Origin of the sequence: Paraburkholderia dipogonis, from assembly GCF_042680985.1 — a bacterium.
GTDB classification, from domain to species: Bacteria; Pseudomonadota; Gammaproteobacteria; order Burkholderiales; family Burkholderiaceae; genus Paraburkholderia; species Paraburkholderia phytofirmans.
In genome coordinates, this window is record NZ_JBHUFR010000018.1 from 226,076 (window position 1) to 239,212 (window position 13,137).

A 13,137-nucleotide genomic window follows, 5' to 3' on the forward strand; every position below is an offset into this window, starting at 1 on the left:
TCTCCATTCAGCGAAATTATTTAGTAATCGGCTTCCCAGTCGACAGTGATCTGCTTCGCCGCCTGGTCCACCGTTTTGACAAAGACGCCGACGAACGGGATCAAACGCTCGCCGGTGACCGGCTTGCCGCTTTTGTCGGTAGCCGGGTATTCGATGCGCAACACCGAGTGCGCACCGTTGTCGATCATGTCTGCAACCTTGCCGAGATTGACCCCGGCAACGTTCACCACATCCAGGCCGAGCAGGTCGACCCAGTAGAATTCGTCGGCTTCGAGAGCCGGAAATTCGCTGCGGCTGATATAGACGCGGGAGCCGCGCAGTGCCAGAGCCACATCGCGGTCAGTGACGCCGCCCAGATGGGCAACCACGCTGTCGCTATGCATTTTCGCCTGCAACGACGGCGCCGATTTGCGCTCCTGGCCTTTGATCAGCCACCAGCGCTTCGCGCTCAGCAACGCATCGCCACCGTGGCCGGCATCCGCGTGCGCGGCCACCTTGACCCAGCCTTTAAGGCCGTAAGCGTCGACGATTGCGCCGACCTCGACCGCATCGGCCGGCCAGCTTTCCACCGTTTCCGTGCGCATTTCTGCCGCACCGGAACCGGCGTTAGCAACTTGGGCTTTCGCCCTGCCTTCGGCTTTTTCGACCGGCTTGCGGACGAATGCACCGAACGGCGCCTGACCAGACGTCTTCGCGCGCGGGGCTGCTGCTACTGCCTTTACGCGACCTGAACTGCCGGAATCACGCTCAGACATAAGAACACCTCGAAGAGAACCTCGCTGCCAGCTTCGACGCCTGCTTCAGCAAAACAACTCGCGCATCGGACTGCTCACGCACACCGCGCGAGCCGCCGGTCGAACCGACGACGATACGCATGCTAGCTACCATTAAGCAGCCGGCTGCGCCTTTGCAGCTTCCTTCACGAGGCGCTCGACGGTCGGCGACAGTTGTGCGCCAACGCCTTGCCAGTACGTCAGGCGGTCCTGAGCGATACGGAGGGATTCACCCTTCGTAGCGACCGGGTTGTAGAAGCCAACGCGCTCGATGAAGCGGCCGTCACGACGGTTACGCGAATCGGTTGCGACGATGTTGTAGAACGGGCGCTTCTTGGAGCCGCCACGAGCCAAGCGGATGATGACCATACTAGAATCCTTGAAAACCGGGGTTCGGAACGACTGAAACACGCGATTATAGCGGGAAACCAACGCCATAACAAACACTTACCCGGATAAACTGAGCGACGGGGTTGCGCCGGACATACGGGCGGGAGCCCGGAACCGCGTCGAAACGCCCGAATTACCTGACGGAGCGCCCGTGAAACTCCTGCCGCCAATCGTGTTTTTACGCGCTTTCTGTACCGCCGCCATACGGTTCGCCTCCTCGGCGCGCGATTTGCAAAGCCGGGCCCTCCTTCGCATAGGCACGGCCGCGCTGCTCGCCGCCACTGCCCTGCCTGCGCTCGCCGCGCTGCAGGTGGACCGCATCAAACTGCCGCCGGGCTTCCATATCGAGGTCTTGTCGAACGCCGTGCCGAGCGCGCGAGCCATGACTCTCTCGCCGAAAGGCGTTCTCTATATAGGCAGCCTCGACGGCCACGTCTACGCGCTCGAATTGCAAAACGGACGCGTGACGGCCCGCCACGTGATCGCCTCCGGCCTGGAAACGCCGGCGGGCGTGGCTTGGCACGATGGCGCGCTCTATGTGTCCGCGGTATCGAAAATTGTACGCTTCGATGCGATCGACACTCACCTGAACGATCCGCCCAAACCCGTCGTCGTGATCGACACATTGCCCACGGAGACGCACCACGGCTGGAAATTCATCGCGTTCGGCCCGGACGGCAAGCTCTACGTGCCGCAAGGCGCGCCCTGCAATGTCTGCCTGAAAGATCGGAACCGCTTCGGGTTGATCGGCCGCATGGACCCGGACGGCAGTCACTACGAGGTCGTGGCGCACGGCATCCGCAATTCGGTCGGCTTCGCGTGGCACCCCGTGACGCATGATCTGTGGTTCACGGATAACGGCCGCGACCTGCTCGGCGACGACGTGCCGGACGACAAGCTCAACCGCGCGCCACGCTCCGGAATGGATTTCGGCTTTCCGTACTGCCATGGCGGCGACACACCCGACCCCGAGTTCGGCAAGGACCATCCGTGCAGCGCTTTCACACCGCCCGCGGTCAAACTCGGCGCGCATGTCGCGGCGCTCGGCATGCGCTTTTACGACGGCCCGATGTTTCCGGCCGCGTATCGGAACAGTATTTTTATCGCCGAGCACGGTTCGTGGAATCGCAGCAAGAAGGTCGGCTATCGCGTCGTGCACGTGACTACAGACCCGGATGGCAGCAATGCCCGCCAGGAAGTGTTTGCCGAAGGCTGGCTCCAATCCGGCGAAACCGAGTGGGGACGCCCGGCCGACGTGCTGCCGCTGCCCGACGGCTCGCTGCTGATCAGCGACGACTACGCCGGCGCTATCTATCGCGTGACTTATTCGGCGCCGTAGGGCGCCTTCCGCGGCAAGCGGCGTCAAACGCCGTGCGCTCCCAAGGCTTGGCCGGTCAATCGCGCGCCGGCACCCGCGCCGCCGGTCCGACCAGATCCGGCGCTTCTCGCACCACTCGCCAAGCTGCCATGATCGCCCGCTTCACCGCCGCCGCAACCACCCACCCTTCGCCCCGCGGCTGAGCGCGCCTTCGGCCCTGCCGCGGCCTCCCATCACGTGACCGGCAGCCCGTGGCGGGCGTAGAATGCGCGTCGGTCCGCGCGCCGCGCGTTGCTCCTTTCGACCGCCTGTCACTCTGCTCTGGCCTACATGTCCACCCTTGTCTCGACTTCCTCGCGTTTCAGATCCAAGACGATTACCGCCGCACTGGCGTTCTTCTTCGGCAGCCTCGGCGCTCACCGGTTCTATCTGTACGGCATGCGCGACATCTACGGATGGGCACACGTGATCGGCACGCTGATCGGCATTCCGGGCGCCATGCTGCTGGTAGCGAGCGAACGGTCTTCGATGCTCGGCTGGGCGCTGGCCTTTCCCGGCGCGGTTTCGCTGCTCGCGGCGTTTCTCGCCGCGATCGTCTACGGGCTGCGTCCGGACGAAAAGTGGGACGCGCAGTTCAACGCTCAGACCCAGCGCAAAAGCCGCTCCGGCTGGACGGTCATTTTCGTCGTGATCTTTTCGCTGCTGATCGGCGCCTTCCTGCTGATGACAGGCCTCGCCATTTCGTTCCAGACGTACTTCGAAAGCCAGGTGCAGGCGGCCAAAGCGCTGTCGCAATGAGCCTTTGCGCGTCGCGCTAGAAAAGATTCAGTTGAGGATCGTCGCGTGCCGGTTTATCGGCACGCGGCACGTCTGCCGGGCGAAAGTGCGACATATCCAGAATGCCGCGGTCACGCCGATTCAGGCCCAGACGGCGCACCGCCTTGTGGAATCGCTGTTTGAGCAGATCGGCCCACAAGCCTTCGCCCTTCATGCGCGTGGAGAACGACGAGTCGTAGTCCTTCCCACCCCGCATGTCCCGCACGCGACTCATCACCCGATCGGCACGATCTGGAAAATGCGCCGCGAGCCAATCCTTGAACAGCGGCGCGACTTCCCACGGCAGACGCAGCACGATGTAGCTCGCGTTGCTCGCACCCGCCTCCGCGCAGGCTTCCAGCACGCGCTCCATGTCCGGTTCGGTGACGAACGGAATCACCGGCGCGATGCTGACGCCGACCGGAATGCCCGCCTCGCTCAACGTGCGGATGGCGCGCAGCCGCCGTGACGGCGTGGCGGCGCGCGGTTCCAGCGTGCGAGCGATCTCAGCGTCCAGCGTGGTGATCGTGATGGCCGCCATGAATTGCCCGCGCGCCGCCATGGGCGCCAGCAGATCGAGATCGCGTTCGATCAGCGACGACTTGGTGATCGCCGCAAACGGATGCTGACGTTCGCTGAGCACTTCGATCACCCTGCGCGTGAGCCGCAGGTCACGCTCGACGGGCTGCCAGGCGTCCGTATTGACGCCCAGTGCGATCGGCTCCGGCACGTAGGACTTCTTCGACAATTCCCGCTCGAGCAATTCCGGCGCATTAATCTTGGCGTAGATCCGACTTTCGAAGTCGAGCCCCGGCGACAGCCCTAGATAAGCGTGCGTGGGCCGCGCGAAACAATAAATGCAGCCGTGCTCGCAGCCGCGATACGGGTTCAGCGACACGCTGAACGGAATATCCGGCGACGCGTTGCGCGTAAGAATGGTCTTGGCCCGTTCTTCGAAGACCTGCGTGCGCAAGACCTTGGGCTCGTCATCGTCTTGCGGCGCCGACAGCCAGCCGTCGTCCACCGCTTCGCGCTGGTCGACTTCGTAGCGGCCTTGCAGATTCGTCACCGCGCCACGGCCCTTGCGAGGCGCGGGCGGCGCGATCGGAAATTCGTTGACGAAGTGGGAGTCGGAGTCGGTCACGGCTGGAACACGTAAAAACAGAAAACGGCGCAAAACACCTGTACAAATATACAGTGTTTACGCCGTTTGTCGAGCCCCCGCCGAGCGCCGTCGTGCCGTTCAATCCCCTACCGGAATCATCAGCGTTTCCTTGATTTCCTCCATCACGACATAGCTTTTCGACTGCACCGCGCCGGGCAGCTGCAGCAGGATGTCGCCCAGAAGCTTCCGGTAATCGGCCATTTCACCGATGCGCGCCTTGATCAGATAGTCGAAATCGCCCGACACCAGGTGACATTCCAGCACCTCGGGGATCTTCTGCACCTCGCGGCGGAACTGGTCGAACATGTTGCCACTCTTGTGATCCAGCGTGATCTCGACGAACACCAGCAGCGCCGCGCCCAATTCCGCCGGATTCACGCGCGCGTGGTAGCCGGTGATCACGCCGTCGCGCTCCATACGCTTGACGCGCTCGATGCACGGCGTGACCGACAGTCCCACCTGTTCGGCCAGATCTTTCATGGCCATGCGGCCGTCCTGCTGCAGCAGCCGCAGGATCTTGCGATCGAGTTTGTCGAGGGCCCGGACCGGCTGGCGCTGTGTACGCATGGTGTTTTTGCTGAAAATCTTGAAAATACAATAACAAAACCTGCCTGACTGTTAATAGTATAGCGGTTAACACTGGACGATCCGCGAAACACCTCGTTAATCGAACGAATTCCAACGAATCGACAAACGCACCGTCCACAGACCTCATTTGAATACCTGGAGCATCTATGCGAGTCGTCGTTTTGGGCAGTGGCGTTGTCGGCGTGACCAGCGCGTATTACCTGGCGCGCGCGGGACACGAAGTGACCGTTATCGATCGCGAGGCCGGCCCTGCGCTCGAAACCAGTTTCGCCAACGCCGGCCAGATCTCGCCGGGCTACGCGTCGCCGTGGGCTGCACCGGGCGTGCCGCTGAAGGCGGTCAAGTGGATGTTCCAGAAACACGCGCCGCTGGCGATCCGCCTCGACGGCACCCAATTCCAGTTGCAGTGGATGTGGCAAATGCTGCAGAACTGCACGTCGTCGCGCTATGCGGTGAACAAGGGCCGCATGGTTCGCCTCGCCGAATACAGCCGCGACTGCCTGCAAGCGCTACGCGCCGAAACCGGCATTCAATATGAAGGCCGCACGGGCGGCACGCTCCAGGTGTTCCGCACGCAGCAGCAATTCGATGGCGCCGCGAAAGACATCGCCGTGCTGCAGGAAGCCAATGTGCCGTACGAACTGCTGTCGCCGGCCGAGCTCGCGCGGGCCGAACCGGCGCTCGCCGCGGTGTCGCACAAGCTGACCGGCGGTCTGCGCCTGCCGGGCGACGAAACCGGCGACTGCCAGATGTTCACCACGCGCCTCGCCGCGCTGGCTGAAGAACTGGGCGTCAAATTTCGCTACAACACGCCGATCGACGCGCTCGCGATGGCCGGCGACCGCATCGCCGGCGTGAAGTGCGGGGAAGAACTGGTGCGTGCGGATTCGTTCGTCGTCGCGCTGGGTTCGTACTCGACGCAGTTTCTGTCCGGCCTGGTGAAGATTCCGGTCTATCCGCTCAAGGGTTATTCGATCACCGCGCCGATCGTCAACGAAGCGTCGGCGCCGGTATCGACCGTGCTCGACGAAACGTACAAGATCGCGATCACGCGTTTCGACGACCGGATTCGTGTGGGCGGCATGGCGGAGATCGTCGGCTTCGACAAATCGCTGCGCCAGGCGCGTCGCGAAACGCTGGAACTGTGCGTGAACGATCTGTTCCCGGGCGGCGGCGATACGTCGAAGGCCACCTTCTGGACCGGTCTGCGCCCGATGACGCCGGATGGCACGCCGATCGTCGGCCGCACTCCCGTGCCGAACCTATTCCTTAACACGGGCCACGGCACGCTGGGCTGGACGATGTCGTGCGGCTCGGGCCAACTGCTCGCCGACGTGATGTCGGGCAAGCAACCGGCCATCAAGGCGGACGATCTGTCGGTGCATCGCTATCTCGGCGAGATTGGCGGTGCGCATCGCCCGGCTTATGCCTAAGGTTTAACGATTACGCTTCGCGAGAGCGGCAGCGCTGGTTTGTGATCTCACGGGCCCGCGTCGCAAAAACAAACGGCGCCTAACAAGGCGCCGTTTGTTTTTTCAAGCAATGCAAAAGCAGAAGCCGAAGCAATCTCAGAACTGATCTTCCGACAAAGCCAGCACACTCTCTCCGCCCTTCGCGCTGACAATCGACGCTTCAAGTGCCGACGCCAGCGGCAGCACATGCTCCGCGTAGAACTGCGCGGTCGCGATCTTGGCGCCGTAGAACGACGGATCTTCGTCGCGCTTTTGCGCCGCCACCAGCAACGCACGCGCCATCTGCCAGCCGCCCAGCACAACGCCCGCGAGCTTCAGATACGGCACGCTGCCGGCGAACACCGCGTTCGGATCGCCCTTCGTATTGGCGACGACGAAATCCACCGCCGCGCCCAACGATCGATGACCCTGCGCGAGATACTTCTTCATCGACTCGAACGCCGGACCTTGCTGCGCGCCGAGTGCCTCGATCGTTGCAGCCACCCCGGCGAGCAGCGACTTCGCCACCTTGCCGCCGTCGCGCACGGTCTTGCGGCCGATCAGGTCGTTCGCCTGAATCGCGGTGGTGCCTTCGTAGATCGGCAGGATGCGTGCGTCACGGTAGTACTGCGCGGCGCCGGTTTCTTCGATGAAGCCCATGCCGCCGTGCACCTGCACGCCGAGGCTCGTGACGTCGATCGACAGCTCCGTGCTCCAGCCCTTCACGATCGGCACGAGGTATTCATAGATCGCCTGATGCTCGGCACGCTTTGTTTCGTCCGGATGACGATGCGCGATGTCGCAATGCGCCGCGGCCACGTAAGCCAGTGCGCGCGATGCTTCGGTGAGGCCGCGCATGGTCGCGAGCATACGGCGCACGTCCGGATGCTGAATGATCGCGACCGATTGTTTCGCGGAGCCATCCACGGGACGGCTTTGCACGCGATCTTTCGCGTACGCGACCGCCTTCTGATACGCACGATCCGAAATGCCGACGCCCTGCATGCCGACAGCAAAACGCGCCGCGTTCATCATGATGAACATGTACTCGAGGCCGCGATTCTCCTCGCCAATCAGATGACCGATCGCGCCGCCGTGATCGCCGAATTGCAGCACCGCGGTCGGGCTCGCCTTGATACCGAGCTTGTGTTCGATCGACACGCAATGCACGTCGTTGCGCTCGCCGAGCGACCCGTCTTCGTTGACGAGAAACTTCGGCACGATAAAGAGTGAAATGCCTTTCACGCCTTCCGGTGCATTCGGTGTGCGCGCCAGCACGAGATGCGCGATATTCTTCGCCATGTCGTGCTCGCCCCACGTAATGAAAATCTTCGTGCCGAACAGCTTGAACGAACCGTCGCCCTGCGGCTCGGCGCGCGTACGCACCAGCGCGAGATCGGAACCGGCCTGCGGCTCGGTCAGGTTCATCGTGCCGGTCCACTCGCCGGAAATCAGCTTGGGCACATAGGTTTGTTTTTGCGCTTCCGTGCCGGCGGTGAGCAGCGCTTCGATCGCGCCGTCGGTCAGCAAAGGACACAGCGCGAACGACAGGTTCGACGCGTTGAGCATTTCGACGCACGGCGTCGCGATCAGCTTCGGCAGGCCCTGGCCTTCGTAGTCGACGGGATGTTGCACGCCTTGCCAGCCGCCTTCGCCGAACTGGCGAAACGCTTCCTTGAAGCCGGGCGTCGCGGTGACCACACCGTCTTTCCAGCTGCTCGGATTGCGATCGCCTTCGACATTCAGCGGCGCCAGCACGCCACCGCACAGTTTCGCCGATTCTTCGAGGACGGCCTGCGCCGTTTCGAGGTTCGCGTCTTCGAAGCCCGGCAAGGTCGCGATGTCTTCGAGACCCGCCAGCTCTTTCATGACGAACAGCATGTCTTTGATGGGCGCCGTATAGCTCATTTCAGTTCTCCCCCCGCTTCGGATATAAAAAAAGGGCGCTGGACTTGATCGGTCCCGCGCCCTTCCTGTGCTGCCAGACGCCTTTTATGCGGCGCTACGGCGCTTAGCCAAGTTCGCCGACGAGTTCCGGCACGAGCGTGAACAGATCGCCCACCAGACCGTAATCGGCGACGCTGAAGATCGGCGCTTCTTCGTCTTTATTGATCGCGACGATCACCTTGCTGTCTTTCATGCCGGCCAGATGCTGGATCGCGCCCGAGATGCCGACTGCGATGTACAGCTGCGGTGCGACGATCTTGCCGGTTTGCCCCACTTGATAGTCGTTCGGTACGAAGCCCGCGTCGACGGCTGCACGCGACGCGCCGAGCGCGGCGTTCAGCTTGTCGGCCAGCGGTTCGAGTACCTTGGTGTAGTTCTCGCCGTTGCCCAGACCGCGGCCACCCGAGACGATGACCTTCGCCGACGTCAGTTCCGGACGGTCCAGCTTCGTCACTTCACGGCTCACGAACGACGAGATGCCGCTGTCCGCTGCCGCCTCGATTTTCTCGACCGATGCGCTGCCGCCTTCGGCTGCGACTGCGTCGAAACCGGTTGTGCGGACCGTGATGACCTTGATCGGGTCTTGGGACTGAACGGTAGCGATCGCGTTGCCGGCGTAGATCGGGCGTTCAAAAGTATCAGCCGAATCCACTGCCGTGATATCGCTGATCTGCGCGACATCGAGCTTCGCGGCGATACGCGGCGTGATGTTCTTGCCATAGGCCGTCGCCGGCGCGAGGATATGCGTGTAGTCCTTCGCGATATTCAGCACTGTTGCCTCGACGTTTTCCGCGAGGCCTGCTTCGAGTTGCGGTGCGTCGGCCAGCAGTACTTTGCTAACGCCTGCAATCTTCGCTGCTGCATCTGCTGCGGCTTGCGCGTTGTGACCCGCCACCAGCACGTGGACGTCGCCACCAATCTTCTGCGCGGCGGCAATCGTGTTCAGCGTCGCGGCCTTGATCGACGCGTTGTCGTGTTCTGCAATTACCAGATTCGTCATTTGCTCTGTCTCCCTCACAGCACCTTGGCTTCGGTCTTCAGCTTCTCGACCAGCGTCTTCACATCCGGCACCTTCACACCGGCGGAGCGCTTGGGCGGCTCGACAACCTTCAGCGTTTTCAGGCGCGGCGTGACATCAACGCCGAGGTCTTCCGGCTTGAGAACTTCCAGCGGCTTCTTCTTGGCCTTCATGATGTTCGGCAGCGTGACGTAGCGCGGCTCGTTCAGGCGCAGGTCGGTGGTGACGACAGCGGGCAACTTTAAAGACAGCGTTTCAGCGCCACCGTCCACTTCACGCGACACGGTTGCCTTGCCGTCAGCGACCACAACTTTCGAAGCAAACGTCGCTTGCGGAAGGCTAGCCAACGCAGCGAGCATCTGACCAGTCTGGTTCGAATCGTCGTCGATAGCCTGCTTGCCGAGAATGACCAGCGAAGGCTGCTCCTTGTCGACCAGCGCCTTCAGCAGCTTGGCCACGGCCAGCGGCTGCAGTTCTTGCGAAGACTCGATCAGGATCGCGCGATCCGCGCCGATAGCCAGCGCCGTGCGCAACGTTTCCTGCGATTGCGTCACGCCGCACGACACAGCGATCACTTCCGTCGCCACGCCCGCTTCCTTCAGACGCACGGCTTCTTCAACCGCGATTTCGTCGAACGGATTCATCGACATCTTCACGTTCGCGATGTCGACGCCCGTGCCGTCCGACTTGACTCGAACTTTCACGTTGTAATCGACCACTCTTTTGACTGGCACCAGGATTTTCATGCACACGCTCCAAAGTTACGAATACGTCAACCCAACGAACATTATAACGACTGCCCTCACGGCAGCCCGGTCGCGGGTGCTTTAGCAGGAGGATATCGCTCCTCAGCGGCGTGACGGTAATATCGAACGGTCGTTCTATTTTAAACTCGAAAAAACCCGGGCGACAACCCCGGGTTAAGACCTACGACTCTAAACTTTCCATTGCCGTCGTAACTTGCTTGCTTTGCAGGCCGCCCGCTTACCACGCGGTGATGACCGACCCGCCGAATTTGCTTTCCACGAACTGCTTCACTTCCGGCGAATGATACGCCGCGACCAGCTTGGCAACCCACGGCTTATTTTTGTCCGCCTCGCGGATTGCGATGATGTTCACATAAGGACCCTTCGGGTCTTCGATCGCGATGGCGTCCTGCTTGGGCTTCAGACCCGCTTCCATCGCGAAGTTCGTGTTGATCGCGGCCGCGTCCACGTCGTTCAGCGAGCGCGGAATCTGCGCGGCGTCGAGTTCGACGATCTTCAGCTTCTTCGGATTGTCGACGATATCGAGCGGCGTCGCCTTCAGGCCCGCGTCGGCGCGCAGTTTCAGCAGACCCTGCTTTTGCAGCAACAGCAGCGCGCGGCCGCCGTTGGTCGGATCGTTCGGCACCGCGATCTTCGCGCCCGGCTGCAGTTCGGCGAGCGTCTTCACTTTCTTCGAATAGATGCCCATCGGGTACGTGACCGTATCCGCGATACGGATCAGCTTGTAGCCGCGGTCCTTCACCTGCGCTTGCAGATACGGGTCGTGCTGGTAGCTGTTCGCGTCCAGATCGCCGCCGGCGAGCGCGGCGTTCGGTTGCACGTAGTCGGAGAATTCGACGATCTTGATGTTCAGACCGTTCTTGGCCGCGACCGTCTTCACGACTTCCATGATCTGCGCGTGCGGACCGCCGGTGACGCCGACCTTGATCGTGTCTTCAGCGTAAGCCGCGTTGGCGGCGATGAGCGATGCGGCGCCGAGCGCGGCAGCCAGCTTGAGAATGAAACGACGTTGCATGATGGACCTTTCCAAACCTGTCGACTTTGTTGTTTTACTTATGGCTCAAACGACGCACGAGCCAATCCCCGAACGACTGCACCAACTGCACGAAGACGATCAGAATCACCACGACCGTCAGCATCACTTCCGGCAGGAACCGCTGATACCCATAGCGAATGCCGAGATCGCCGAGACCGCCGCCGCCGATCGCGCCCGCCATCGCCGAATAGCCGACCAGCGAGACGAAGGTGATCGTCAAGCCGGCGACCACGCCCGGCAGCGACTCCGGCAACAACACCTTGAAGACGATCTGGCTGGTGGTCGCGCCCATCGCCTGGGCCGCTTCGATCAGACCGCGATCCACTTCGCGCAGCGCGGTCTCGACCAGACGCGCGATGAACGGCGCGGCGGCGATCGTCAGCGGCACGACAGCTGCCGCCGTGCCGATCGAGGAACCGACCACCAGGCGCGTGAACGGAATCACGGCGACCAGCAGAATGATGAACGGCGTCGAACGGACTGCATTGACGATCACGCCCATCACGCGATTCACGGCGATGTTCTGCAGCACGCCCTGGCGATCCGTGAGATACAGCAGCACGCCGAGCGGCAAGCCAACCAAAGCGCCGACCAGTCCGGAAATGCCCACCATGACGAGCGTTTCCCAGAACGACTGGACGAACATATCGAACATTTCACTCAACATACGAGAGCTCCTCCACCACCACGCCCTGTTCACGCAGATACGTCAGCGCCTGCGCCACCTTCGCCGGTTCGCCGCCCGCGAGCACCGCGAGCGAGCCGAACGCCTGCCCCTGGATTTCGTCGATCTGGCCGTGCAGGATGTTGAAGTCGAGTTCGTAGCGGCGAATCGTTTCGGAGAGAATCGGTTGATCGACGCCCGAGCCGGTGAAGGCGAGGCGCAGCAAGTGGCCGCTGCCGGTCTTTAGCCGCTCGGCGACGCGCGCCTTCATGGCGGGCGGCAACTCCTGCGCGATCACGTCGCCGATCAAAGCGCGCGTGACTTCGTGATGCGGTTGCAGGAACACGTCGATGACCTTGCCTTCTTCGACCACGCGGCCCGCGTCCAGCACGGCGACGCGATCGCAGACCTGCTTGATCACGTCCATCTGGTGCGTGATCAGCACGATCGTCAGGTTCAGTTCGCGATTGATGCGCTTGAGCAAGTCGAGAATCGCGCGCGTGGTTTCGGGATCGAGCGCGGAGGTCGCTTCGTCGGAGAGCAGCACTTTCGGCTTGCTGGCCAGAGCGCGCGCGATGCCGACGCGCTGCTTCTGTCCGCCGCTGATCTGTGCCGGATACCGATCCTTCTGCGCTGAAAGTCCGACCAGTTCGAGCAACGGCAACACGTTCGCTTCGATCTCGTCGCGCTTCATGCCGGCCAGTTCGAGCGGCAGCGCGACGTTCTCATACACCGTGCGCGAGGACAGCAAATTGAAGTGCTGGAAGATCATGCCGATCTCGCGGCGCGCCTCGCGCAATTGCGCGGCGGGCAGCGTCGTCAGATCGCGGCCATTGACGACGATATTGCCTTCGCTTGGGCGCGTCAGCAGGTTGAGGGTGCGCACGAGCGTACTCTTGCCCGCACCGCTGCGGCCGATGATGCCGAACACCTCGCCCGCCGGAATCGACAGATTGACGTTGTGCAGCGCCTCGACCCAGCCCCGGGGCCCGGCAAACCGCTGGGAGATATTGCGTATTTCGATCATGGAAAAACGAAACGGCGGAGTCTGTCAGCGAGCGTTGTGTGCTCCCGACAAGCGGCCGCCGTTACTTTTATTGGGATTTGAGCCCGCAATTCTACCGCAGCGTCGTCATTCCCTTTAATAATCAATTACGATCTTTTCATAACCTGAAAGCATTAGAGGCTCGCTCCGGGCGGGGGA

13 protein-coding genes are annotated in these 13,137 nt (G+C 62.2%); 3 read left to right on the forward strand and 10 right to left on the reverse strand.

Translation table 11 applies throughout. From position 1 onward, the window contains the following. Positions 1 to 20 precede the first annotated feature (20 nt). The gene (gene rimM / locus ACFSNN_RS24655) at positions 21 to 755 is read right to left on the reverse strand and encodes a ribosome maturation factor RimM (RefSeq protein ID WP_134458141.1); all 735 of its coding nucleotides are present in this window, start codon (positions 753 to 755) and stop codon (positions 21 to 23) included. Between the two features lie 132 nt (positions 756 to 887). Next, positions 888 to 1,142 (reverse strand): 30S ribosomal protein S16, encoded by a 255-nt coding sequence (gene rpsP / locus ACFSNN_RS24660; protein ID WP_007180912.1) that lies wholly within the window; start codon positions 1,140 to 1,142, stop codon positions 888 to 890. Between the two features lie 172 nt (positions 1,143 to 1,314). On the opposite strand from rpsP, the gene ACFSNN_RS24665 reads away from it, so the two are divergent. Together ACFSNN_RS24665 and ACFSNN_RS24670 are read left to right on the forward strand one after the other, a co-directional pair. Next, positions 1,315 to 2,502 (forward strand): PQQ-dependent sugar dehydrogenase, encoded by a 1,188-nt coding sequence (locus ACFSNN_RS24665; protein WP_134458140.1) that lies wholly within the window; start codon positions 1,315 to 1,317, stop codon positions 2,500 to 2,502. Between the two features lie 309 nt (positions 2,503 to 2,811). After that, on the forward strand, positions 2,812 to 3,279 hold the full coding sequence (locus ACFSNN_RS24670) for an NINE protein (RefSeq protein WP_134458139.1): 468 nt from the start codon (positions 2,812 to 2,814) through the stop codon (positions 3,277 to 3,279). 16 nt (positions 3,280 to 3,295) lie between these two features. Here the strand turns inward: ACFSNN_RS24670 and ACFSNN_RS24675 are convergent, their stop codons facing one another. Continuing rightward, positions 3,296 to 4,441, reverse strand: a complete 1,146-nt coding sequence (locus ACFSNN_RS24675) for a PA0069 family radical SAM protein (RefSeq protein ID WP_134458138.1) — start codon at positions 4,439 to 4,441, stop codon at positions 3,296 to 3,298. Positions 4,442 to 4,540: 99 nt separating this feature from the next. Continuing rightward, positions 4,541 to 5,029 carry an Lrp/AsnC ligand binding domain-containing protein gene (locus ACFSNN_RS24680; protein ID WP_106309989.1) on the reverse strand — a complete coding sequence of 163 codons (489 nt, stop codon included), beginning with the start codon at positions 5,027 to 5,029 and terminating at the stop codon, positions 4,541 to 4,543. Positions 5,030 to 5,196: 167 nt separating this feature from the next. Between ACFSNN_RS24680 and ACFSNN_RS24685 the strand changes: the two genes are divergently transcribed. Then, positions 5,197 to 6,483, forward strand: a complete 1,287-nt coding sequence (locus tag ACFSNN_RS24685) for a D-amino acid dehydrogenase (protein ID WP_134458137.1) — start codon at positions 5,197 to 5,199, stop codon at positions 6,481 to 6,483. A 135-nt stretch (positions 6,484 to 6,618) separates the two neighbouring features. Here the strand turns inward: ACFSNN_RS24685 and ACFSNN_RS24690 are convergent, their stop codons facing one another. The 6 genes from ACFSNN_RS24690 to ACFSNN_RS24715 all read right to left on the reverse strand — a co-directional run bounded on the left by ACFSNN_RS24690 (position 6,619) and on the right by ACFSNN_RS24715 (position 12,960). Beyond that, positions 6,619 to 8,409 carry an acyl-CoA dehydrogenase gene (locus ACFSNN_RS24690; RefSeq protein ID WP_134458136.1) on the reverse strand — a complete coding sequence of 597 codons (1,791 nt, stop codon included), beginning with the start codon at positions 8,407 to 8,409 and terminating at the stop codon, positions 6,619 to 6,621. A gap of 103 nt (positions 8,410 to 8,512) precedes the next feature. Beyond that, positions 8,513 to 9,448 (reverse strand): electron transfer flavoprotein subunit alpha/FixB family protein, encoded by a 936-nt coding sequence (locus tag ACFSNN_RS24695; RefSeq protein ID WP_134458135.1) that lies wholly within the window; start codon positions 9,446 to 9,448, stop codon positions 8,513 to 8,515. A gap of 14 nt (positions 9,449 to 9,462) precedes the next feature. After that, on the reverse strand, positions 9,463 to 10,212 hold the full coding sequence (locus ACFSNN_RS24700; protein ID WP_134458134.1) for an electron transfer flavoprotein subunit beta/FixA family protein: 750 nt from the start codon (positions 10,210 to 10,212) through the stop codon (positions 9,463 to 9,465). A 238-nt stretch (positions 10,213 to 10,450) separates the two neighbouring features. Further along, positions 10,451 to 11,248: a MetQ/NlpA family ABC transporter substrate-binding protein gene (locus tag ACFSNN_RS24705; RefSeq protein WP_134458133.1), complete on the reverse strand. Its 798-nt coding sequence runs from the start codon at positions 11,246 to 11,248 to the stop codon at positions 10,451 to 10,453. Between the two features lie 34 nt (positions 11,249 to 11,282). After that, positions 11,283 to 11,936 (reverse strand): methionine ABC transporter permease, encoded by a 654-nt coding sequence (locus ACFSNN_RS24710; RefSeq protein ID WP_132373517.1) that lies wholly within the window; start codon positions 11,934 to 11,936, stop codon positions 11,283 to 11,285. Next, positions 11,926 to 12,960 (reverse strand): methionine ABC transporter ATP-binding protein, encoded by a 1,035-nt coding sequence (locus ACFSNN_RS24715; protein WP_012433961.1) that lies wholly within the window; start codon positions 12,958 to 12,960, stop codon positions 11,926 to 11,928. The genes ACFSNN_RS24710 and ACFSNN_RS24715 overlap by 11 nt, the downstream gene beginning before the upstream one ends. Between the last annotated feature and the right edge of the window lie 177 nt (positions 12,961 to 13,137).